The sequence below is a fragment of the Nocardia sp. KT25-26 genome, from assembly GCF_056627695.1.
On the sequence record NZ_CM152813.1, the window covers coordinates 3292556 to 3313798 of the forward strand.

At 70.0% G+C, this 21243-nt stretch carries 21 protein-coding genes; 11 read left to right on the top strand and 10 right to left on the bottom strand.

The genetic code is table 11. The features are described 5' to 3' along the window. Nucleotides 1-47 precede the first annotated feature (47 nt). Nucleotides 48-935 carry a tyrosine-protein phosphatase gene (locus AC1HFH_RS14975; protein WP_480243388.1) on the bottom strand — a complete coding sequence of 296 codons (888 nt, stop codon included), beginning with the start codon at nucleotides 933-935 and terminating at the stop codon, nucleotides 48-50. A 208-nt stretch (nucleotides 936-1143) separates the two neighbouring features. Between AC1HFH_RS14975 and AC1HFH_RS14980 the strand changes: the two genes are divergently transcribed. The 3 genes from AC1HFH_RS14980 to AC1HFH_RS14990 are packed head-to-tail and all read left to right on the top strand — an operon-like array spanning nucleotide 1144 to nucleotide 3649. Then, on the top strand, nucleotides 1144-1737 hold the full coding sequence (locus AC1HFH_RS14980) for a TetR/AcrR family transcriptional regulator (RefSeq protein ID WP_480243389.1): 594 nt from the start codon (nucleotides 1144-1146) through the stop codon (nucleotides 1735-1737). Then, nucleotides 1734-2906, top strand: coding sequence for an NADH:flavin oxidoreductase (locus AC1HFH_RS14985; protein WP_480243390.1), 1173 nt, complete (start codon nucleotides 1734-1736; stop codon nucleotides 2904-2906). The genes AC1HFH_RS14980 and AC1HFH_RS14985 overlap by 4 nt, the downstream gene beginning before the upstream one ends. Next, nucleotides 2903-3649, top strand: a complete 747-nt coding sequence (locus tag AC1HFH_RS14990) for an SDR family oxidoreductase (protein WP_480243391.1) — start codon at nucleotides 2903-2905, stop codon at nucleotides 3647-3649. Before AC1HFH_RS14985 ends, AC1HFH_RS14990 begins: the two co-directional genes overlap by 4 nt. A 423-nt stretch (nucleotides 3650-4072) precedes the next feature. Here AC1HFH_RS14990 and AC1HFH_RS14995 read toward each other — a convergent pair whose 3' ends face one another. The 3 genes from AC1HFH_RS14995 to AC1HFH_RS15005 form a co-directional block, all read right to left on the bottom strand. Beyond that, nucleotides 4073-5683, bottom strand: a complete 1611-nt coding sequence (locus AC1HFH_RS14995; protein ID WP_480243392.1) for an FAD-binding protein — start codon at nucleotides 5681-5683, stop codon at nucleotides 4073-4075. A 109-nt stretch (nucleotides 5684-5792) separates the two neighbouring features. Further along, nucleotides 5793-7169: an ABC1 kinase family protein gene (locus tag AC1HFH_RS15000; RefSeq protein ID WP_480243393.1), complete on the bottom strand. Its 1377-nt coding sequence runs from the start codon at nucleotides 7167-7169 to the stop codon at nucleotides 5793-5795. Nucleotides 7170-7208: 39 nt separating this feature from the next. Next, on the bottom strand, nucleotides 7209-7865 hold the full coding sequence (locus AC1HFH_RS15005; protein WP_480243394.1) for a TetR/AcrR family transcriptional regulator: 657 nt from the start codon (nucleotides 7863-7865) through the stop codon (nucleotides 7209-7211). A gap of 80 nt (nucleotides 7866-7945) precedes the next feature. On the opposite strand from AC1HFH_RS15005, the gene AC1HFH_RS15010 reads away from it, so the two are divergent. Genes AC1HFH_RS15010 through AC1HFH_RS15020 form a run of 3 tightly spaced genes read left to right on the top strand, consistent with a single transcriptional unit; the run spans nucleotide 7946 to nucleotide 11204 of the window. Then, nucleotides 7946-8869: a patatin-like phospholipase family protein gene (locus tag AC1HFH_RS15010; RefSeq protein WP_480243395.1), complete on the top strand. Its 924-nt coding sequence runs from the start codon at nucleotides 7946-7948 to the stop codon at nucleotides 8867-8869. Then, entirely contained in the window at nucleotides 8866-9732 is an 867-nt protein-coding gene (locus AC1HFH_RS15015) for an SDR family oxidoreductase (RefSeq protein ID WP_480243396.1), read from the top strand. Before AC1HFH_RS15010 ends, AC1HFH_RS15015 begins: the two co-directional genes overlap by 4 nt. After that, the gene (locus tag AC1HFH_RS15020; protein ID WP_480243397.1) at nucleotides 9729-11204 is read left to right on the top strand and encodes a flavin-containing monooxygenase; all 1476 of its coding nucleotides are present in this window, start codon (nucleotides 9729-9731) and stop codon (nucleotides 11202-11204) included. The genes AC1HFH_RS15015 and AC1HFH_RS15020 overlap by 4 nt, the downstream gene beginning before the upstream one ends. 6 nt (nucleotides 11205-11210) lie before the next feature. Here AC1HFH_RS15020 and AC1HFH_RS15025 read toward each other — a convergent pair whose 3' ends face one another. Next, the gene (locus AC1HFH_RS15025; protein ID WP_480243398.1) at nucleotides 11211-11972 is read right to left on the bottom strand and encodes an ankyrin repeat domain-containing protein; all 762 of its coding nucleotides are present in this window, start codon (nucleotides 11970-11972) and stop codon (nucleotides 11211-11213) included. Nucleotides 11973-12396: 424 nt separating this feature from the next. Between AC1HFH_RS15025 and AC1HFH_RS15030 the strand changes: the two genes are divergently transcribed. Further along, nucleotides 12397-13446 carry a glucose 1-dehydrogenase gene (locus AC1HFH_RS15030; protein ID WP_480243399.1) on the top strand — a complete coding sequence of 350 codons (1050 nt, stop codon included), beginning with the start codon at nucleotides 12397-12399 and terminating at the stop codon, nucleotides 13444-13446. A 29-nt stretch (nucleotides 13447-13475) separates the two neighbouring features. On the opposite strand, the gene AC1HFH_RS15035 is transcribed toward AC1HFH_RS15030, so the two are convergent. Then, entirely contained in the window at nucleotides 13476-14219 is a 744-nt protein-coding gene (locus AC1HFH_RS15035) for a DsbA family oxidoreductase (protein WP_480243400.1), read from the bottom strand. 103 nt (nucleotides 14220-14322) lie between these two features. Between AC1HFH_RS15035 and AC1HFH_RS15040 the strand changes: the two genes are divergently transcribed. Together AC1HFH_RS15040 and AC1HFH_RS15045 are read left to right on the top strand one after the other, a co-directional pair. Beyond that, nucleotides 14323-15090 (top strand): histidine phosphatase family protein, encoded by a 768-nt coding sequence (locus AC1HFH_RS15040; RefSeq protein ID WP_480243401.1) that lies wholly within the window; start codon nucleotides 14323-14325, stop codon nucleotides 15088-15090. 49 nt (nucleotides 15091-15139) lie between these two features. Then, on the top strand, nucleotides 15140-16408 hold the full coding sequence (locus tag AC1HFH_RS15045) for a threonine/serine exporter family protein (RefSeq protein WP_480243402.1): 1269 nt from the start codon (nucleotides 15140-15142) through the stop codon (nucleotides 16406-16408). Here AC1HFH_RS15045 and AC1HFH_RS15050 read toward each other — a convergent pair. Continuing rightward, nucleotides 16374-16970 carry a TetR/AcrR family transcriptional regulator gene (locus AC1HFH_RS15050; RefSeq protein WP_480243403.1) on the bottom strand — a complete coding sequence of 199 codons (597 nt, stop codon included), beginning with the start codon at nucleotides 16968-16970 and terminating at the stop codon, nucleotides 16374-16376. The genes AC1HFH_RS15045 and AC1HFH_RS15050 overlap by 35 nt on opposite strands. Before the next feature lie 219 nt (nucleotides 16971-17189). On the opposite strand from AC1HFH_RS15050, the gene AC1HFH_RS15055 reads away from it, so the two are divergent. Beyond that, on the top strand, nucleotides 17190-17798 hold the full coding sequence (locus AC1HFH_RS15055; RefSeq protein ID WP_480243404.1) for a TetR family transcriptional regulator: 609 nt from the start codon (nucleotides 17190-17192) through the stop codon (nucleotides 17796-17798). Between the two features lie 14 nt (nucleotides 17799-17812). Then, the gene (locus AC1HFH_RS15060; protein WP_480247857.1) at nucleotides 17813-18472 is read left to right on the top strand and encodes an enoyl-CoA hydratase-related protein; all 660 of its coding nucleotides are present in this window, start codon (nucleotides 17813-17815) and stop codon (nucleotides 18470-18472) included. 73 nt (nucleotides 18473-18545) lie between these two features. Here the strand turns inward: AC1HFH_RS15060 and mshC are convergent, their stop codons facing one another. From mshC to AC1HFH_RS15075, 3 genes are read right to left on the bottom strand one after another with little or no spacing between them, the layout of a single operon-like run. Next, nucleotides 18546-19793 carry a cysteine--1-D-myo-inosityl 2-amino-2-deoxy-alpha-D-glucopyranoside ligase gene (mshC, locus tag AC1HFH_RS15065; RefSeq protein WP_480243405.1) on the bottom strand — a complete coding sequence of 416 codons (1248 nt, stop codon included), beginning with the start codon at nucleotides 19791-19793 and terminating at the stop codon, nucleotides 18546-18548. Between the two features lie 57 nt (nucleotides 19794-19850). Next, complete coding sequence (locus tag AC1HFH_RS15070) at nucleotides 19851-20660, bottom strand: SCO1664 family protein (RefSeq protein WP_480243406.1); 810 nt, start codon at nucleotides 20658-20660, stop codon at nucleotides 19851-19853. Then, on the bottom strand, nucleotides 20657-21241 hold the full coding sequence (locus tag AC1HFH_RS15075; protein WP_480243407.1) for a DUF3090 domain-containing protein: 585 nt from the start codon (nucleotides 21239-21241) through the stop codon (nucleotides 20657-20659). The genes AC1HFH_RS15070 and AC1HFH_RS15075 overlap by 4 nt, the downstream gene beginning before the upstream one ends. Nucleotides 21242-21243 lie beyond the last annotated feature (2 nt).

Sequence of the window (21243 nt, forward strand, 5' to 3'; positions counted from 1 at the left end):
GGCGTCGGTGGGGTGCCGGCTGCGGGTAGCCGGCACCCCACCGAGGGTCAGTCGACGCGGTTCTTGCGGAGTTTCACCAGGGTCCAGGGGTCGATGCCGAGGCCGTCGGTGAGGAACGTGCCGAAGCTGCCGTAATCCTGCTCGAGCTGCTGGACCGCGGTGTCCAGATACTCGTTGCGGACCTCCTGGAGCGGGATGAGCAGATCGGGGTTCTCCATGTAGCCGGCCTGTTTCACCTGTTCGCGCAGTTTCGCGTCGGCGGCGGCGCGCAGTTCGTTGGAGCGCAGGTAGTCCTGCCGGGCGACCGATTCGGGGACGCCGACTGCGCGCAGCAGCACGTAGCTGAGGAAGCCGGTGCGGTCCTTACCGGAGGTGCAGTGGTAGAGCAGGGGCCCGTCGGTGGCGGCCAACTCCCGGATGGTCTCGCCGAATGCGGCACGGGATTCGGCGGTGAGGAAACTGGCGTAGACGCCGTGCATGATCTCCTCGGCGCCCCCGTTGCCGAGGACCTGCTCCTGCTGTTCGGGATCCTTGGACTGGATCACCTGCATCATCTGCTGGAACAGGCCGGTGTCGTCGATCGGGCGCGCTACCAGGGGGACCCCTTCGGGCAGTCGGTCCTCGCCGAGGAACTGCACTTCTCCCGGGGTGCGCAGGTCCACGACGGATTCCAGGTCGATGTCGGCGAGAGAGGCGACGTCGGCCTCGGTGAGGTCGCCGAGCGCGTCGGCGCGGATGGCCTTTCCGGATTCCACCGTGGCGCCGTCGTAGGTGCGGTATCCACCGAGGTCGCGGACGTTGACCGCGCCTTCCAGGCGGATGTGGCCGGCACCCGGCTCGGCGGTGGCGGGGTGCAGGGTCGTGGTCGTGGCGAGTGCGAAGGCGGTGAGTGCGGTGGCCAGCAGGGCGAGCGGGCGCTTGGTTAGGGCTGTCATGCGGAGCGACTGTAGGAGCCGTTCCGGCGGCCCGGCGACGATCTGGGTGTCATCTCGACCCAAACTTGTTGATCGGGATTCTTCCTTGACATTTCCCACACATTGCGCGATGCCGTCGCTTATCACCTGTTCGCAAGCTTGAAACCGACCGGACAGCTATTTTCAATCAATGATTGACTCACAACCTAGAACGTGTTCCACTCGGTGGATGGCGAAAACGCATGAGGACCTGTCGACCCGGCAGAAGCTGCTCGCGGTGGCCGAGCGGCTCCTGCTGGAGTCCGGATACGACGCGGTATCGGTCCGGGCGATCAATGCCGCGGCCGAGATGAACCCGGCCGCCGTGCATTACCACTTCGGCTCCAAGGAAGCCCTGGTGGCAGCCCTGCTCGAAGACCGGCTGGCCCCGCTGTGGCAGCGGCAGCTCGACGAGCTGGCCGAGCGGCGCCGGCACGGCCGGACGCCGACGCCCGCCGAGTTGGTGGACGCGGTGGTCGACCCCCTGGCCGAGCTCATCGCCGACCCGATCGGACAACTCCGGCTACATCTGCTCGCCCGCGTCGTGCTGAACCGGCACGAGATGCCGTGGACGGCGCGCTGGTTCACTCTCGAACCGTGGGATGCACTGTTGTGTGCCGCCCGGCCGGAACTCGATGCCACCGAGGCCGCCCACCGCTGGTGGCTGACCTTCAGCCTGATCCTGCAACACGTCGGTGACCCCTACGCGGCCACGCCCCGGCCGCCGCGGCTCCCGCTCGAGACCGTGAAAGCCTTCGCCGCTGCCGGTCTGGCGGCAGCATGAACAGCGCGATCTTCACCCCTGCGCGCCTGGGGCCGGTCGTCCTGCCGAACCGGATCATCAAAGCGGCCACCTTCGAGGGCCGCACCCCCGACGCCCTGGTCACCGACCGGTTGATCGACTTCCACCTCCGACATGCCCGCGGCGGTGTGGGAATGACGACGGTCGCCTACTGCGCGGTACTGCCCGGCGGTCGCACCGACCGGCACCAGATCTGGATGCGACCCGAGGCCGTGACCGGGTTGCGTCGCCTCACCGACGCGGTGCACGGCGCGGGTGCCGCAGTGTCGGCCCAGCTCGGCCATGCCGGGCCGGTGGCCAACGCGGCATCCAACCGGTTGCCCGCCCTGGCGCCGCATCGGATGCCCAGCCCGCTCGGGATGCGCATGATGCGGGCCGCCACCGAAACCGACCTCACCGAGGTGGTCGCGGCGCACGCGGACGCCGCCGCCCTGGCCGTCGAGTCCGGGTTCGATGCCGTGGAACTGCATTTCGGACACAACTATCTGATCAGTTCGTTCCTGAGTCCGCTGCTGAATCGACGGCGGGACCGCTACGGCGGATCCACCGGGAATCGGGCGCGGCTCGCCCGCGAGGTCGCGCAGGCGGTCCGGGATCGGGTCGGCGATCGGATCGCGATCACCGCGAAGCTGAGCATGGACGACGGCGTTCCCGGCGGCTACCGGCTCGCCGAAGCGATCCGCCTGGCCCGATGGCTCGAGACCGACGGCACCGTCGACGCGCTGGAGCTCACCGCCGGCAGTTCACTGCTCAACCCGATGTACATCTTCACCGGCGAGGCCCCGCGCACGGAGTTCGCCGCGACGTTTCCCCGGCCGATGCGCTGGGGCGTACGGGCCGGGAGCCGAGCCTTCCTCCGGGAGTATCCGTTCCGCGAGGCGTATCTGCTCGACCGGGCCCGGCAGGTGCGTGCCGAGGTGGGGTTGCCGTTGATCCTGCTGGGCGGGATCACCCGGCGCGACACCGTCGAACAGGCACTGGGCCAGGGATTCTCCTTCGTGGCCATGGCCCGCGCCCTGCTCCGGGATCCGGACCTGCCGCACCGGATGCGGACCGAATCGGCGGTGTCGCAGTGTATCCACTGCAACCGCTGCATGCCCACCATCTACACGAACACCCACTGTGTGCTCGCTCCTCAGGAGGAATCATGACCGTCGTAATCACCGGCGCCGCCTCAGGTATCGGCGCCGCTACGGCAGCGAGCCTGCGCACCGCCGGACACCAGGTGGTCGGCATCGACCTGCGCGATGCCGACATCGTCGCCGATCTGGCCGATCCGGCCGGCCGGGACACCGCCGTCGCCGAACTGCTGCGCCGCTGCGGCGGCGCCCTCGACGGTGCGGTGCTGTGCGCCGGACTGGGACCGCACTCCCCCGACCCCGATCGGGTCATCGAGGTGAACTATCACGCCACAGTGGCCGTACTCGATGCGCTGGCCCCGGCGTTGGGACGCGGTGAAAATGCGGCCGCAGTGGTCGTGTCCTCGCTCGCCGCGACACATGTGACGTGGGCGGACAACCCGATCGCCACCGGCACCGTGGCCGAAGCGCTCACGCAAGGCGGCGAATTCGCCGGTCAGCTGGCCTACGCCTGGTCGAAGAACGCGTTGACGGTGGCGGTGCGGCAGCGGGTTCCGGACTGGGCGGCCGCCGGGGTGCGGATCAACACCATCGCCCCGGGGCCGGTGGACACCCCGCTGCTGCAGGGCGTTCTCGGCGACGACCGCTACGGTGAGCTCGCCCGGCAGTTCAGTGGCACTCTCCGCACCGGCACCGCCGCCGAGATCGCCGACCTGATCGCCTTCCTGCTCGGCCCGCGGTCGGCCTACATCCAGGGCGCCCAGATCCTGATCGACGGCGGACTGGACGCCCGCACCCGACCGACCGTGTTCTGAACCTGCACCTGCGGCGAATACCCTTCTGCGGGCCGGGCTCGCTCTGCGTACCCGGCCGAAATCCGTGCGCACGCCGAGCAGGTCGTCCCCACGGACAGCGCATGCGCCGCTCCACCTCGTCCGTGATCGGGTCGTCCGGACCACCACTGTCCCGGACGCCCGCACCACAGGTTGCCGTCCTCGTCTACTGCAGCGTAGCGATCGGCCGGTGGTCAGGGCGACCACCGGCCGGTCCGCCTTCGGGACCGGATTGCGCTCGGCACAGAACGACCGCGGCGGGCGCATCCAGGTGATCACCGTGTATCGGCGCCACCCCTGCACCGCCCCGACCTTCTCGTGCCGATTCGGCAACTACCGGCACCCGCCCGGGCGGGACGGATGAGGCGTGCCATCCCGGCGACCGGGCACTGCCGGTCGGCGGTGTCAGGAACCGGCGACGGCGGTCCGGGCGCTGTGCGTGCCGGCGCGGCGGCCGGAGAAGACGCAGTCGGCCAGGGAGAGGCCGCTGACGTAGGAGTTGGAGCAGACGCCGACGGCGGTGCGGCCGGCGGCGTAGAGGCCCGGGATGGTGTTCCGGTCGGCATCGAGGACGGCGCCGGTGTCCTCGTCGACCTGGACGCCGCCGAGGGTGAGCATCGGGGTCGGATAGGCGAGGGCCTGCTGGACGGAGATGTCGAGCAGGGAGAACGGTCCCGTATGGATCGGGCGGCGGATGTCGGCGGGTTTGCCGAGCGGGTCCGGGCGGTCGTCGGTGATGGCCTGGTTGTGGGCATCGACGGTGCGGCGCAGGCCCGCGGGGTCGACGCCCGCGGCAGCGGCGACCTCTTCGATACTGTTGCCGGTGACGCGGCGGCCGCGCAGCAACTGTTCGGTCTGCAGGCGCTGGAACCACACGGCTTCCGAACGCAGCTGGGTGCGGGATTCGGTGAGCAGCGGGGCGTCGGTGAGTAGCCAGGCGCGGTGCCCTTCGGCGGCGACGATGGCGCTGCCGAGTGCCGCGCCGTAGCGGGATTCGTCGATCAGGCGCTCGCCGTGCACATCGACGGCGAGCGCACCGTAGAAGCCGCTGGGCGGTGCGATGAAACGCCAGGTGGAGATGTGGTCCATCTTGGCGAGGGCGGCGCCGGCCGATTCGGCCATCCGGATGCCGCTGCCGTCGTCGGCCGCGGTGCCGAGGGGCAGTCCGGCCCGGTACGGGTAGTCGGGTGCGTGCCGGCGCACCATTTCCCGGTTGGCGATGAAACCGCCGGTGGTGAGGATGACCGCGGAGCGGGCGCGGATCCGGAGCGGGGTGGCATAGCGCTGTTCGATGCGTTCGATCCGGCGCTGGACGGCGCGCCGCAGGCCCGGATGGTAGACGCCGGGTTTGGCCGAGATGCGCGCCAGCAGCGCGAATCTCCGCTGCACCCGCCGGGGTGCGGTGGCCAGGGTGGTGGCAACGATGCCGGTGACTCGGCCGTCGGTGATGATCAGTTCCTGCGCCCGGGTGGCGTGCTGGACGGTGACACCGTGTGCGGCGGCCGAGGCGGCCAGGGGCTGGAAGAACTTCTTACCGGAGACGCCGGGCCCGTGTGCGCGATGGCCACGCTGTGCCGGGGTGGCGAGCGCGCGGAACTCGCCGGCCATTTCGCTGCCGGAGAAGTACAGGTAGTGGTCGTTGCTGGGGTAGGACGTCTTGTACGGGCACACCGACGGATCGAACGGCACGCCGTGCTGTTTCAGCCAGTCGACGCTCGCCGCGGATTCGGTGCAGAACCGGCGCAGTGTCGGGTCGCCGACCGCGTCGCCGACTTCGGCCTGCAGGTAGGCGTACATGGCATCGACATCGTCGTCGACACCTGCGGCGCGCTGCACCGAGGTGCCGCCGCCTGCGTAGTAGATGCCGCCGGACAGTGCCGTGGCGCCGCCGCCGTGGAACCGGTCGATCGCCAGGACGTCGGCTCCGGCCTCCCGGGCGGCGAGTGCGGCCGCCACGCCGGCGCCGCCGTAGCCGACGACCACCACATCGGCTGTGCGGTCCCAGTTCTGCGTCATCGTTTCCGACCCACCTTTCCTCGACAACAGGCCTCCGGCCGACATCCACCGAACTATAACGCGTTCTAGTTTCTGTCACAGGGCCGTCGGCCCGCCGGGCCCGGCGAGATCAGCTGCGGGACTCCCGCCACGCCGCGATCTCGCGACCGACCGGGGTCGTGGGCGGCTCGTCGTAGAGCCATTCCCGGGCGATGCGATGCCAGTTGGCGGTAGGCTCCAACCGGCCCAGCAAGGCGTAGGTGAACAGATCGGCGCGGCGGGAGAACAGATGCTCGGGCGGCAGCAGCTGCTGGCGGGCACCGTGCAGATCACCGCCCGGCCGGGGATCCACCGCGAGGACGAACGCGCTGGTGGCCAGCTCCGAGGTGATCGTCACCTCCTCGTCGTGCAGATGCCACCCGGACACCGCCCACACATACGCCAGCAGCTCCTCCGGTGTCACACCGGTGGCCGGATCGATGATGTCGCGGGCCAGCCAGGCGTCGTAGATGTCCTGGGCCCGGTTGTCGGCGGCGGCGAGCATGATCCCGCGTTCCAGATCGACGTGTTCGGGCGCCATGAAGTTGTAGAGCCCGAAATCGACGAAGGCCAGCCGCCCGTCCGGCGCCAGCAGCAGGTTTCCGGGGTGCGGGTCGCCGCAGAACTCCCGGTCGGTGAACAGGGTGGTGACATAGAAGCGGTAGATCAGCTCGCCGAGCCGGTTGCGGTCGGTGGCGGGCAGCTCGCGCAGATGATCGAACGGGCGGCCGTCGACGAACTCGGTGACCAGGACGTTGTGGCCGCACAGGTCGCCGATGCTGTCCGGCACGGTGATGTACGGGTGGTCGCGGTATCGAGCCGCCACCCGATGCTGGTTGCGCGCCTCGCGTTCGTAGTCCAGTTCGGAACCGAGATTGCGGGTCAGCTCCTCGAGGACCGCGGAGTCGGCAGCGCTCGGTAACAGCGCCTGCCAGAGCTTGCTGACCATGCGCAGATTGACCATATCGGCTTCGACGGCCCGATCCACGCCCGGATACTTCACCTTCACCGCGACGTCCCGGCCGTCGCGCAGGGTGGCGCGATAGACCTGGCCGATCGAGGCCGCCGCGACCGGTGTCTCGTCGAAGTCGGCGAACGTCCGCGCAACGGGCCCGAGTTCGGTCTCGATCACCCGCCGCATATCGGCGAAGTCCACCGTCGGTGCGTGGTCGCACAGTTCGGCGAGTTTGGTCCGGAACACCTCACGATGCGATTCCGGGATCAGGCCCACATCGAGCACCGACAGGATCTGGCCCAGCTTCATCGCCGAACCCTTCATTCCGCCGAGGACCGTGACGATCTTCTGCGCGGTATCGAGGGTGGATTTCTCCGCCAGCGCCCGCCGGGCGTCCTCGGTGCGACCCCGCATCGACAGCCGGGTCCCGACGCCGCGCATGGCCTGGCCGGCGACGAGCCGCCCTATCTGGGTGCCGCGAGCGATTCGCCCGCCGGGTACCGGACCGGACACGATGTGCACCTCCGTGGAACGGGTACGCCTGTCGAGCGGTCAGTGTTCCACACCGTGCGAGTGCTGGTCGCCGGTTCGGTCCGCGCCGGATTCGGGCAGTCCGGTGAGGATGCGCAGGGTGTCGATCAGCCCGTCGACCGGGATGGCCGGGTCGATCGCCCGGAAGACGCCGAGTCCGACGCCGAGCGCCAGGGCGATGGTGGCCACTTCGCGGGCCGGTAGCTGCAGCTCGGCGCCGTCGACGAATTCCGCGGTCGCGGTCAGCATGCCGAGCATGCTGTCCAGGCGGGCGGCGAGGTCGGCGCGCAAGTGCTCGTCGGTGAGCGCGTGCACGGCGAACTCCGCTTCCAGGGTGGTCCAGGCGGGATCGCCGATCACCTCCTGTGCCCATTTCTGCAGACCCGCGAAGCGGTCACCGCCGTCGGCGCCCGCCCCGGCCGGGCCGGCCTCGGCGGCGGTGACGGCGCGCGCGACCTCGTCGAACCGTTCCGCGCGGACCTGGTCGAGCACCTCCGCGCACAGCTCGTCCTTGTTCCGGAAGTTCGAGTACACCGCCCCTTTGGAGTAGCCCGCGGCATCGGCGACGTTGCCGAGCGTGGTCGAGTGATAGCCGTGCGCGAAGAACGCCTCCCGAGCGGTGGCGATCAACTGTTCACGGGTCCGGGCCTGGGTTTCGGCTCGCGTGGGTCGGGCCATGCAGGCATCCTATCCGCCGTTGACGTACTCATGGAATCCGGATACCGTCGGTATCTCAGTTCGAGGACAAGGAGGTCCCGGTGGTGAAGCGCGCATTGGCGCTCGGCTGCGGCGGTACGGTCGGCGGCGCCTGGCAGATCGGTGCACTGCATGCGGTGCACCAGGCTCTGGGGTGGGATCCACGCCTCGCCGACATCCTGATCGGCACCTCGGCCGGGGCCACCGCGGCAACCATGCTCGCCGCCGGCGTCGGCACCGACGAGATGGTGGCCGCCCAACAGGGAACCGGCGCCGCCCGGGCATCGGTCCGGCGATTCTGCACGACACCACCGGCCGCGCTGCCCGCGGTGCCCGCCGGGTTGCCGTCACCACGGCTGACCTGTCACGGACTGCGCGATCGCGCACCGCTACCGGCCCTGGCCGGGCTCGCCCCCGCCGGCGGTTCGGACCCCGGCTTCCTCGACGCACTCGTCGACGACCTGGTGCCGGACCGGCGCTGGGCGCCGCATTCGGACACCTGGATCGTCGCCGTCGACACCCACACCGGACACCGCCGCGCCTTCGGCCGCGCCGGCGACACCCGAATCCCGATCCGGACCGCGGTACGTGCCTCCTGGGCGGTGCCGGGCTGGTATCCCCCGGTCACCGCCGAGGGGCGCCGCTATCTCGACGGTGGCGTGGCCTCGACGGCCTCCGTGGATCTGCTGGTCGGCGCCGACGTCGACGAAGTGATCGTGATCGCGCCGATGGCCTCGGTCGCCCGGGTCCCCGGACCGGGCGGTCTGTTCGAAGCCGGGCTGCGTATCCCGATGACCCGCACACTCGACCGCGAGGTCGCCGCCGTGGAAGCCGCCGGGATCCGGGTCCTGCGCATCCACCCCGGATCGGCCGAACTGGCCGCGATGGGACCCAACTTCATGGACCCGCGGCGCCGCCTCGCCGGCCTGGGCGCCGCCCTCGACCACGTACCGAACCGGCTCGACCGGGAGGAGACCCACCGATGAGCTATCCCCGCATCGACCTCGACGACGCCGTCGTCGTCGTGACCGGCGCCGCGCGCGGCATCGGCCGCGCCACCGCCGAACTGTTCGCCGCCCGCGGCGCCCGGGTCTGCCTGGGCGACCTGGACGGCGACGTCGTGGCCGAGACCGCCGCCACCATCGGACCGCGCGCCCGCAGTCACGAACTGGACGTGACCGACCGGGCCTCGTTCGCCGCATTCCTCGACGACGCCCGCACCGCGCACGGCCGCATCGACATCCTGGTCAACAATGCGGGCATCATGCCGCTCGGCGGATTCGTCGAAGAGGCCGACGCGACCAGCCGCGCCACCCTGGACGTCAATGTCTGGGGCCCGATGCTGGGCATGCGACTGGTGCTACCGCAGATGCTCGACCGCGGCCGTGGACATATCGTCAACATCGCCTCGATGGCCGGCAAACTCGTGGTACCCGGGATGGCCGTCTACAACGCCAGCAAGTTCGCCGCCGTCGGCCTGTCCGCCGCGGTCCGGGAGGAATACCGCGATACCGGCGTCAGCGTCAGCACCGTACTGCCGAGCGCCGTGCGGACCAGGCTGTCGTCCGGTGTCCCACTGGGACACGGCATGCCCACCGTCGACCCCGAAGACATTGCCCAAGCCGTTGTCGGCAGTGTCCGCAGCCGCCGCGCCGAGATCCCGGTGCCGGGATACCTGGCCGGCTGGGACCTGCTCGATGCCGCGGTCCCGGAAGCCGTGATGCGGCTCGGCCGCCGGCTCGTCGGCGACCGCCGCGCCCTCACCGCCGTCGACCACCGGGTCCGTGGCGGCTACGAAGCGGCCGTCGAATCCCAGGCCCGCCCCCGCACCGAAGGAGCCGGCGAATGACCGCCCGTGACCCCGAAGTGGTGATCATCGGCGCCGGAATCGCCGGCATCGCCACCGCAGTGACCCTGCAGCGGGCCGGATTCGGCCGGGTCACGATCCTGGAGAAGGGCGCCGACGTCGGCGGCGTCTGGCACTGGAACCGCTACCCCGGCCTGACCTGCGATGTCCCCTCGCAGCTGTACCAGTTCTCGTTCGCGCCGAAACCCGACTGGTCCCGGGTGTTCGCGCCGGGAACCGAGATCCAGCAGTATCTCCGGTCGGTCGTCGACCGGTTCGGGCTGGACCGGCAGCTGCGGTTGAACACCGAAGTGGTGTCCGCACAGTTCCACGGCACCCGATGGCACCTCGAGACCGCAGACGGCGACCACCTCGAGGCCGACTTCCTGCTCGCCGCCACCGGCGTACTGCACCACCCGTTCGTACCGGACATCCCGGGCCTCGACCGCTTCGACGGTCCGGTCGTGCACACCGCACGCTGGGACGACTCGGTGGCTACCGCGGGCAAGCGGATCGCTGTCGTCGGCACCGGATCCACCGGTGTCCAAGTGGTCTCGGCGCTGCAACCGGAGGCCGCATCGATCACCCATTTCGTCCGGAGTCCGCAGTGGGTGATGTGGGCACCGATGGGGCTGCCGCAGCCCGCGGCACTGGGTGCACTGTTGCGTCGACTGCCGCCGCTGCAGCATGCGCTGTACGACGGGATGCTGCGCGGATCGGCGATCCTGGCCGATATCGCCACCCGGCCGAGCTGGCGACGCCGACTGGTGCAGGAGTATGCACGCTGGAGCCTGCGGGCCCAAGTCCCCGAATCGGGTCTGCGGCAGGAACTGACCCCGGACTACGAGCCGCTGTGCAAACGGCAGGTGCTGTCCGGCACCTACTACCGCGCCATCCGCGCCCGCAATGCCGAACTGGTCGGCGACGCCGTCGAAGCGGTCACCGACCGCGGAATCAGGACCGCCGACGGACGCCTGCACGAACTCGACCTCATCGTCCTGGCCACCGGGTTCCGGGCACACAACTACATGCGCCCGATGAATCTGCGCGGCCGCGACGGGGTCACCATCGACCAGGCCTGGGCGAAGGGGCCGCGTGCCTACCGGATGACCGCGGTGCCCGGCTTCCCGAACTTCTTCACGGTCCTGGGCCCGAACTCCCCGACCGGGTCGATCTCGCTGCAGTACTCCGCCGAACTGACCGCCCGCTACGTGGCGCAGTGGCTGGAACGGTTCCGGGCCGGCGAGTTCGACACCGTGGAGGTGACCGAGGAGGCCACCGAACGGTTCAACGACGGTGTTGCCGAGGCCCTCGGCCCCACCGTGTGGAACACCGGCTGCAACTCCTGGTACTTCACCGACCAGGGCACGGTCGACCTGTGGCCCTACGACCGCCGCACGATGACCGATATGCTCACCGACCCCGACGTCGCCGACTTCCACCTGACCCGGGTGCCCGCCCGTTCGACCGGCTGAGGCCGTTCAGCCGGCCAGGATCGCGGCGATGGTGCCGAATCCGCGCTGCACGGCGTGGTCCCGGGCCGTGCGCCCCTGGGCGTCCCGGATCGAGGTATCGGCACCGTGGGCGACCAGTACCCGGACGATGTCCTGGTACACGGCGCTGCCGTCGCCGTAGTGGACCGCCTCCAGCAGCGCCGTCCAGCCCGGGGTGTTGATCCGGTCGATATCGATCTCGGTGCGGTCGAGCACGGCCCGCACATAGTCGAGATGCCCCCGTTCCGCGGCCGGGTGCAGCGCGGTTCCGCCGAACCGGTTGGGCAAGGCAGGATCCGGGCCGGCCGGCAACAACAGCTCCATCATCGCGACCGAACCGGTGACCCCGGTGTTCACCCAGGGGCTCTCGCCGCGGTCGTCGCGGGCATCCGGATCGGCGCCGTATTCCATCAGCACCCGGGCCACCTCGACTTCGTCGGCGAGGACCGCGAGCAGCAGCGGTGTGCGGCCCCGCGCGTCCCGGGTGTCCACCTGTGCGCCCTGCCGTAGCGCCGACCGGGCGGCGGCCGGGTCCCCGGCCGGCACCGCCGTCAGTAGGGCGTTGTTCAGCGCTGCCTGCGGCACCGGATCCGCAGCTGCCGCCGGGGTGGTGGTTTCGGGTGTGCCGGCCGCCACCGGAACCGGGGCGGATGGGACACCGGCCGCGGACCGCTCCGGACCGGGACCGGCACTGCAGGCCGCGGTGAGCAGGACTCCGGCGGCCAGGGCGCCCCAGCGGATGATGTGCATGTGCTCCTCCAGAAGTCCGAGGGTGCGGTACGGCGGTTCCGTCCAGCACCGAGGATTCCCGGCTACGCCGGGCGTGGCGTCGTGGGATCGGCTGGGATGCGCGGGCGGATCGGCCGATGCCCGTATCGTCCGATCGGCCGATCCGCGCCGGACCCGGTTCCGCTACCGAGGTACGGACGCGGTGTTCGGGGTCCACCCGCTTCGGCCGCGACGGGGCCGGTGGACCGGATCGGCGACGGATCGGTTGCGGAGTGTTCGCGATCCGACAGAGGTCGGCCGTCCCGCACCGTTTCGGGCGTAGATTCATCCCCGGTGTTCCGCCGTCCGGCCCGATACGCGACCGAATCGCCCGACCCGGACACCAGCGGTGGGACAGCACAACGAGGTATCCGAACAGCCCGAACCGGGTGGAAAGGGATCCGATATGCGTGCGTTGACCGTAGCTCCGGGACGACCGGGATCATTGAGTGTCACCGACGTCCCCGATCCGACCCCCGGGGACGGGGAACTGCTCGTCGACGGGGTGTCGCTGGGAATCTGCGGCACCGACCGGGAGATCGCCGACGGGACCTACGGCTGGGCGCCGCCCGGTCACGACCGTCTGGTCCTCGGCCACGAGTCCCTCGGCCGGGTCCGCACCGCGCCCGGCGGCAGCGGTTTCGACGCGGGTGACCTCGTCGTCGGTATCGTGCGGCGGCCCGACCCGGTTCCCTGCGGCGCCTGCGCGCACGGCGAGTTCGACATGTGCCGTAACGGGCGCTATGTGGAGCGGGGGATCAAGGAGATCGACGGCTACGGGTCCACCGTGTGGGTGGTCCGCGCGGACTACACGGTGAAACTCGATCCGGCACTGGCGCAGGTCGGTGTCCTGATGGAACCCACCACGGTGGTGGCCAAGGCCTGGGATCAGATCGGCAAGATCAGCCGGCGCGCCTGGTACGACCCGAAGACGCTGCTCGTCACCGGGGCCGGGCCGATCGGGCTGCTGGCCGCGCTGCTCGGCGCCCAGCAGGGCCTCGACGTGCATGTGCTCGATCGCACCACCGAAGGCCCCAAACCCGGGCTGGTCGCCGATCTCGGGGCGACGTACCACACCGGTGCCGCCGCCGACGTCGCCGAACGGATCTCACCCGATGTGGTGATCGAGGCGACCGGCGCACCGGCCCTGGCCATGCAGGTGATGGAGATCGACAACCCCGGCGTGATCGTCTGCCTCACCGGCGTGTCCACCCCGGGTAAGGACACCGAGGTCGATGTCGGCTCATTGAACCGGAACATCGTGCTCGACAATGCGGTCGTCTTCGGTTCGGTCAACGCCAACCGCAACCACTACGAGCAGGCCGCCGCCGCGCTCGCCGCGGCCGACGAAAGCTGGCTGGCCCGGCTGATCACCCGCCGGTTGCCGCTGGAACGGGCGGCCGAGGCGTTCGATCCCGGTGACCACCGCGATATCAAGGTGGTCATCGACCTCTGATCACCACGACCGCTGATCAGTGCAGCGGGTCAGGTCGCCGAGCCGTCACCGGTATCGGCAGCCGCCGGAACGGCACAACCGTCCGGACCGCACGAATCGGTCGTGGTGCCGATCTCCGACAGCACCGGCCGGTCGTCCCACGCCCGTTGCAGTGCGTCGGCGAAAACCTCCGGCGGCTGCGCACCGGACACGCCGTAGGTGCCGTCGAAGACGAAGAACGGCACACCGCGCACACCCAGCCGCGCCGCCTCCAGCTCGTCCTGGCGGACCCGATCGGCATAGGCCTCGGGGTCCGCGAGCACCGCACCGACCCGATCGGCGTCCAGCCCGGCCGATACGGCGACCTCGGTCAACCGGGCCGAGTCGCCGAACAGCGGCCGTTCGTCGGCGAAGTTCGCGGCGTACAGGGCATCGATCAAGGCGTCCTGAACGCCCTGTTCGCGGGCCAGGTGCAGCAGCCGGTGCATATCGAAACTGCTGCCGCAGTCGCGGCCACTCGTGCGATAGGACAGGCCGAGGGCCTCGGCTTCCGCACCCAGCCGACGTTCGTTCGCGGCGGCCTGTTCGGTGCTGATGCCGTACTTCGCGGCGATCCGCGGTACGACCGCGATGCTGGTGTCGGCAGGTGCATCCGGGTCGAGTTCGAACGACCGGTGCACGACCTCCACCTGGTCGCGATGCGCGAACTCGCCGAGCGCCTGCTCGAAGCGTGCCTTGCCCAGATAGCAGAACGGACAGTTGATGTCGGTCCAGATCTCTACCCTGGAGGTCAAAGATGTCTCCTCGTGTTCGATATCGCTGCTTCGGTGAAGTGGAACGCGAGCAGAACGGCCGGTATTCCGGTGGTGGCGTGGATCGAGTGAGTGCGGGGCGGGGATGCAACCGGAACAGCTGCAAGGGCAGGGCTGGGTGCAGCCCGCAGACGGTCTGGCCGTGCCGCGGACGCCCACCGGGTTGTGGGGTGTGCGACACGGGCAGAGCGCCGCGAACGTATGGTTCGCCGATCCCGCGACCCGGCAGCGGCCGATGCGGGGCACCGACGCCGCGGTGGAACTGACCCGGCTGGGCCGGGAGCAGGCCGTGCAGCTGGGCGGCTGGCTGGCCGGCCTGTCCGGAACCCAGCGGCCCGGATTGGTGGTGTGCTCGCCGTACCTGCGCGCCCGCTCCACCTGGGCGTTGATGGCCGACGCCGCAGCGGCCGCCGCGCCGGGTGGGCGTTTCGCGCCGGTGCCGACCGTGGTGGACGAGCGGCTGCGGGACCGCGAGATGGGGGTCTTCGAGCTCTACCCGCATCGGGCGATCCGGCGGCGAGCACCCGACGAAGCCGCCCGCCGGGAGCGGCTGGGGAACTGGCTGTACCGGCCACCCGGCGGCGAATCGCTCGCCGATGTCGCGCTGCGGGTGCGGGCGCTGCTGGCCGAACTGGATGTGGTCGCCGCCGACCGGCAGATCTTGTTGCTCACCCACGACGCCGTGCTGCTGGCGGTGCGCTACGTCCTCGACGGGATCGGTGCACCGATCCCGGAGACGGTGCCGGTGCCCAACGCCTCGGTGTCCCAGTGGCGCCGGGACGGCCCCCGGCTCCGGCTGCGGGTGTGGGGCGACGAAACCCACCTGGCGGCGCCGCCGGACACGGCGCACTAGACCGCTCGCCTCCCGCCGCTGCCGCTGCGGCGGCGATAGATTGGCCCGCATGCCGGACCACCACGAGCTGCCGCGACAGGACGCCCGGGCCGGCCTCGATGTGCTGACCCGGCTCGGCCGCTCGATGCTCGAATCCGGATACGCCACCGAAGCCGTCCTGCACGAAATGGAACGTGCCGCCCGGTCCCTCGGCCTGCACGAGGTCACCGTCGTCGGCATCGGACGGGTGGTGATCGTCGAATACGTCGGTCCCGACGGCGAGGTGCTGTCGAAGATCGCCGAAGCGGCCACCCTGGACGCCTTCGACTGCGACCGGATGAAACGGTTGAAGAACGCCGTCGGCACCATCGGCTCGGACGGCGCCGCGGCCGCCGACGCCCGCCTGATCGCCGCCGACCGGGGGCCGCAACCGTTCCCGTGGTGGTCCGTCCCGGCCGGTGGAGTACTGCTGGCGTTCTGCATCTGTTTGCAGATCGGCGGTTCGGCCCCCACCGCCGCTTTGGCGGCCCTGACTTTTCTCGCGGTCAACCTCACCGGACGCCGGCTCGGCACCCTCGACGTGCCGAAGTTCTTCGCGGTCGCCGTGCAATCCGCGCTGGCCGGGGCGCTCGGCGGGACCACGCACCTCGCGGCGGGCATGCCGCTGCCGCAGACGGCGGCCCTGGTGGCGACCGTGTGGGTGTTGATTCTGCCGTTGCCGCAGCTCATCTCGATGTCCATCGATATGGTCAACTCGGACAGCCTCACCGCGTGGGCGCGGGCACTCGGCGTAGTGCTGATCATCAGCGGGATCGCCCTAGGCGCGGTGCTCGTGCTGGCCCTGTCCTGGCGGTTCGACATCGAGGAACCCCTCGATGCGACACTGCCGGCTCTGCCGATCTGGCTCGGCATCCTGTTCGCGGTACTCGGCGCGGTCGGGAATGCGTTGCTCAATGTCGGCGGCCGGGATCTGCTGCTGCCCGCGGCCGGCGTCGGCCTGGTGACCGCTTCGGCCAACCAGGCATTGCTGCACCTCGGGAATCTGCCCGCCGGATGGTCGGCGCCGCTGGCCGCAGTGCTGCTGGGATTCGTCGCCGCCGCCTCCTCACAATGGTTGCGGCTCCCGGCGTCGGCCCTGGCGCTGGTCGGCATCACCGGGGCGCTGCTGCCCGGTCTGACCGTGGCACAAGGACTGATGCTGTCGGTGTATGCGCAGTCCGGCGTGGAATACTTCGCGCAGGCGATCGGGATCTGTCTCGGCCTGGGGATCGGGGCCAGCCTCGGCGTCTATCTGTGGGTGCGGCTCACTCGGCAGTCGTGGCTGCCGTCGCCGGACTGAGCACCGGCTCACTGTCGGTGTAGGAGTGGATCAACCGGGAGTACTGCACCAGCAACTGCTCGAGTTCCGGCCCGTCGCCGGCGGCGGTCATCTGCTGGTACCCGATCAGCATGGCGATGCCGAGATCGGTGATCACCGCGGCGGTCCCGTCGTCGCCGACCGCGCCGGCGATCACCCGGTGCACGGTCCGGCGGCGCGATTCGTCTACTCGCTTCAGGCTGACATGCACCGATTCGTCATTGGCCGCCCACGCCCGCAATGCGGCCTCGGCCCGGTGCGGAAGCCCCGAGGCGAGGGCGGACACGGTACGGACGTCGGCGTCGGGATCGCCCCGGCCCACATCGAGTGCGCGCAACTGCAGCAATTGCCCGTTCTCCCAATGCTCGAGCAGGCTGTCGACGAAGCCCTGCCAGCTGCCGAAGTGGTGGTAGAACGAACCGCTGGTGACACCTAGTCCGCGGCACAGCACGCCGATGTTGAGGCCGCGGAAGCCGTAATCGGCCAACACCTCGAATGCGGTGTCGAAGTACTGCTCCTTGGTGACCACTCGGGACATCGCCATGCCGTTTCTGTTCGTGCGGGGTAGTACGGAGGTCCGAACAGTACCCCATCACTTCGGCGCCCGGCATCACCGTAACGAAGTCTATGCTGTGGCCGGGCCGAACTCCGGCGATTGCAGCGACTCCACGAAACATCAAGCACCCGAACAGAATCGGACATATCTCACTTCGGCGACAGATACCCTCTAGTAGCAGAGCAATCGCTCTGTTACTGTGCGGTCATGCCTCGCCCACGGATCCACGACCCGGACACCGCACTCGACGCCGCCGAGCGCATCGCAGTACGTGATGGCCTGCCCGCGGTCACCATCCGGGCCGTCGCTGCCGCGACCGGTATGTCGAACGGCGCCCTGTACCACAGCTTCCACTCCCGTCCGGAACTCCTGGCACAGACATGGTTACGCGCCGCCCGTCGCTTTCTGACCCTGCAGGCCGAGCAGATCGACACAGCGACCGGCGGGGCCGTCGACGCCACGATCGCGGCCGCCGAGACCCCGGCGCTGCTGGCGCAGAACCACCCGGCATCAGCGCGACTACTCCTGCTCCTCGATCGGGATCAGGTGCTCGCCGGACAACTGCCCGACACGATCCGCGCCGAGGTCGCCGACGTCGAACAGGCCCTGCGCGACTGCATGATCCGGCTGGCCCGCGCCCTGTGGGGACGCGGCGACCGCGCCGGTGTGCAGACCGTGACCACCTGCCTCGTCGACCTGCCCACCGCGCTACTGCTCCGGCCGGACCGGCTCACCGACCCCCTCGCCCGCACCCAACTGCGCGCCGCGGCCCGCGCCGTACTCGACCTCGGCCCCCACCCGGCCGGAACCCGATGACCCCCGAAAGGACCATCATGCCCACCCTCGAATACCACGACAAGATCGCCGTTCTCGACCTCGGCGACGGCGAGAACCGCTTCTCCCCCGGGTTCCTCACCGAGATCTCCGGCCACCTCGACACCGTCGTCGCCGACCGGGCAGCCGCCCTCGTCACCACCGCCACCGGCAAGTTCTATTCCAACGGCCTCGATCTGGACTGGCTGGCAGCCAATGGCGACCGGGCCCAGTGGTATGTCGAACAGGTACACGCCCTCTTCGCCCGGACACTGATCCTGCCGATGCCGACCGTGGCCGCCATCGGCGGACATGCCTTCGGCGCCGGCGCCATGCTCGCCATGGCGCACGACTACCGGGTGATGCGCGCCGATCGTGGCTTCTTCTGCTTCCCCGAAGCCGATATCCGCATCCCGTTCACCAACGGCATGGCCGCGCTGATCCAGGGCAAACTCACCCCGAAGAACGCGATCGCCACCATGACCACCGGGCGGCGCTTCGGCGGTACCGACGCCGAAGCGCACGAACTCGTCGACACCACCGCACCCGAGGGAGCAGTGCTCACCACCGCCCTCGAACTCGCCGCACCGGTGAGCGGCAAGGACCCCGACACCCTCGGTGCGATCAAGGCCGTCATGTTCGCCGACATCCTCGCCGCCCTCCGCAACCACGGCTGACGTCGACCGGCGCCGCACTGCTCCGGCGCATCCGGACCACCGGCCCCGGCCGAACCGTTCCGGCGCAGTGCGGTCAGGCCGCTGCCGTCGACACCCCGAGCAGTGCGTCGACGGCAGTGGAGATCAGCCGAGGGGCTTCGGGATCCGGACCGCCGTATGCCAGGGCATCGTGCACCCAGTTGTCCACCGCAGCCAGGGCCTTCGGGGTGTCCAGGTCGTCGGCGAGATGCTGTCGCAGCCGGGCCACGGTGTCATCGGCCGCCGGACCGGACGGCAGGGCGGCGGCCTCCCGCCAGCGGGCCAGCCGGTCCGCCGCGGTGGTCAGTACCTCGTCGGTCCACATCCGGTCGGTGCGATAGTGGCCGGCGAACAAACCCAGCCGGATCGCCGACGGGTCGGTACCGGCACGGCGCAGCTTCGAGACGAACACCAGATTGCCCCGCGACTTCGACATCTTCTCGCCGTCCAGCCCGATCAGGCCGGCATGCACATAGTGCCGGGCGAACCGGCGCGAACCCGTCAGCGCCTCCGCATGTGCCGCCGAGTACTCGTGGTGCGGATAGATCAGATCGCTGCCGCCGCCCTGCACGTCGAACTCGGTGCCGATCCGGTTCAGTGCGATCGCCGCGCACTCGATATGCCAGCCCGGCCGACCCGCGCCGAACGGCGACGGCCAGGACGGTTCACCCGGGCGGGCCGCCCGCCACAGCAGGGCATCGAGCGGGTCACGCTTACCGGGCCGATCCGGGTCACCGCCGCGTTCGGCGAACAACCGGGCCATCGTCTCCCGGTCGTAGCCGGACTCGTACCCGAACTGCTCGGTGGCGTCGGTACGGAAGTACACGTCCGGGAACTCTGCGTCGTCGACGGTGTACGCGGCACCCGCGGCGAGAAGTTTGCCGACCAGTTCCACGACCTCGTCGATCGACTCGACGGCACCGATGTAATCCCGCGGCGGCAGCACCCGCAGCGCCGTCATGTCCTCCCGGTACAGGTCGATCTCGGAGCTGCCGAGGTCCCGCCAGTCCACCCCGTCGCGGTCGGCCCGTTCGAACAGCGGATCGTCGACGTCGGTGATGTTCTGCACATAGTGGACATCGTGTCCGGCGGCCCGCCACAGCCGGTTGACCAGGTCGAAAGTGAGGTAGGTGGCCGCATGCCCGAGATGGGTGGCGTCGTAGGGGGTGATCCCGCAGACGTACATGGTGGCGGTGCGGCCCGGTGTGACCGGGCGGACGACACCGTCGGCGGTGTCGTACAACCGCAGCGGCGGCCCCGCTCCGGGGACGGTCGGCAGGACGGGATCGGACCAGGACTGCATGATTCGAGCGTAAACGGGTGCTTCACATGCGCGGAGCCCGCCCCGTGCGTGCCCGGCTCAGAACGCCGGCCACGGGATCGGACGGGCCGTCGCCGGCACCGGCATCACGGGGTCGTCGAGCAGTCGTCTCGCGCGCGTCCCGAGCGCCTCGATCTCGGCGTCGGTGACATGCTCGGCCAGCAGATCACCGACCGGTCCCGCCAACCCCTCGGCGAACGTGGTGATGTCGGCGAGCAGGTCCGAACCCACCGGCTGGCCCGCCCAGCCCCACAGGACGGTGCGCAGTTTCGGTTCGGCGTGCAGGCAGATTCCGTGATCGACGCCGTAGACGTGGCCGTCTCGGCCCTCCAGGGCGTGCCCGCCCTTGCGGTCCGCGTTGTTCAGCAGCACATCGAGCACCGCCATCCGCTGCAGGCGCGGATCGTCGGCATGGATCAGCGACACCTCGTTGCCGGTGTCGTCCTGGGCCCGCAGAATCTCCCGGAAACCGTCGGGAACCGCACCCACCGGGCACAGGTCCACCAGATCCAGCCGGTGCCGGCCCTCGGCGTGGTTGTCCACCGCCTCCACCCAGCGCTGCACCATGCCGGCACCGAACGGTCCCTCCCGCAGCACCGTCTCCGGAATCACACCCCAGCCGAGTTGCTCGGACACCAGATACGAAGCCACCTCGCGGCCCGCCAGGGTGCCGTCCGGGAAGTCCCACAGTGGCCGCTCACCGCGCACCGGCTTGTACACCACCCGCAGTGGCGCACCAGACGGGTCGGGAGCGGCGATCTCGCAGACCAGCGTCACATTGCTGGCGACCCCGATCCGGCCGATGACCTCCAGTTCGCCGGTGTGCAGGGCGTCGCCGGTCACCCTCATTCCTCCAGTTCGGTGGCGCCGAACAGCTCGCCGCGCTTGTAGCCGTTGGTGCGGACACACATGTGCCCACGCGCCGACAGCGGTTCCCCGCACAGCGGGCACGGCGGGCGACCGGCCGCGATCACCTTCGCCGACCGCAACGCGAACTCGCGCGCCTGCTCCGGCGTGAGGAACACCCGGACCGCGTCCGGCCCCTCCTCGGTGTCGTCGAGCACCACCGACTCGTCGACCTCGGTCTCGGTGATCGCCAGCAACTCCACCACCACCGCGCCGGCGTCGGCATCCCAGCCCAGGCCCATGGTGCCCACCCGGAACTCGGCATCGATCGGCGTCAGCAGCGGGTCGACGTCGCGGACATTGTCCGGTTGCGGCGGCACATCCGCCCCGAATCGGCGGGCGACCTCGTCCAGCAACAGCCCCATCCGGTCGGCGAGCACCTTGACCTGCTGTTTCTCCAGCAGCACGCTCACCACTCGCGGTTCCTGCACGGCCTGCAGGTAGAACGAACGATCGCCCGGCTCACCGACGGTGCCGGCGACGAAACGATCGGGGGTGCGGAATACATGAATTGCGCGTGACACAT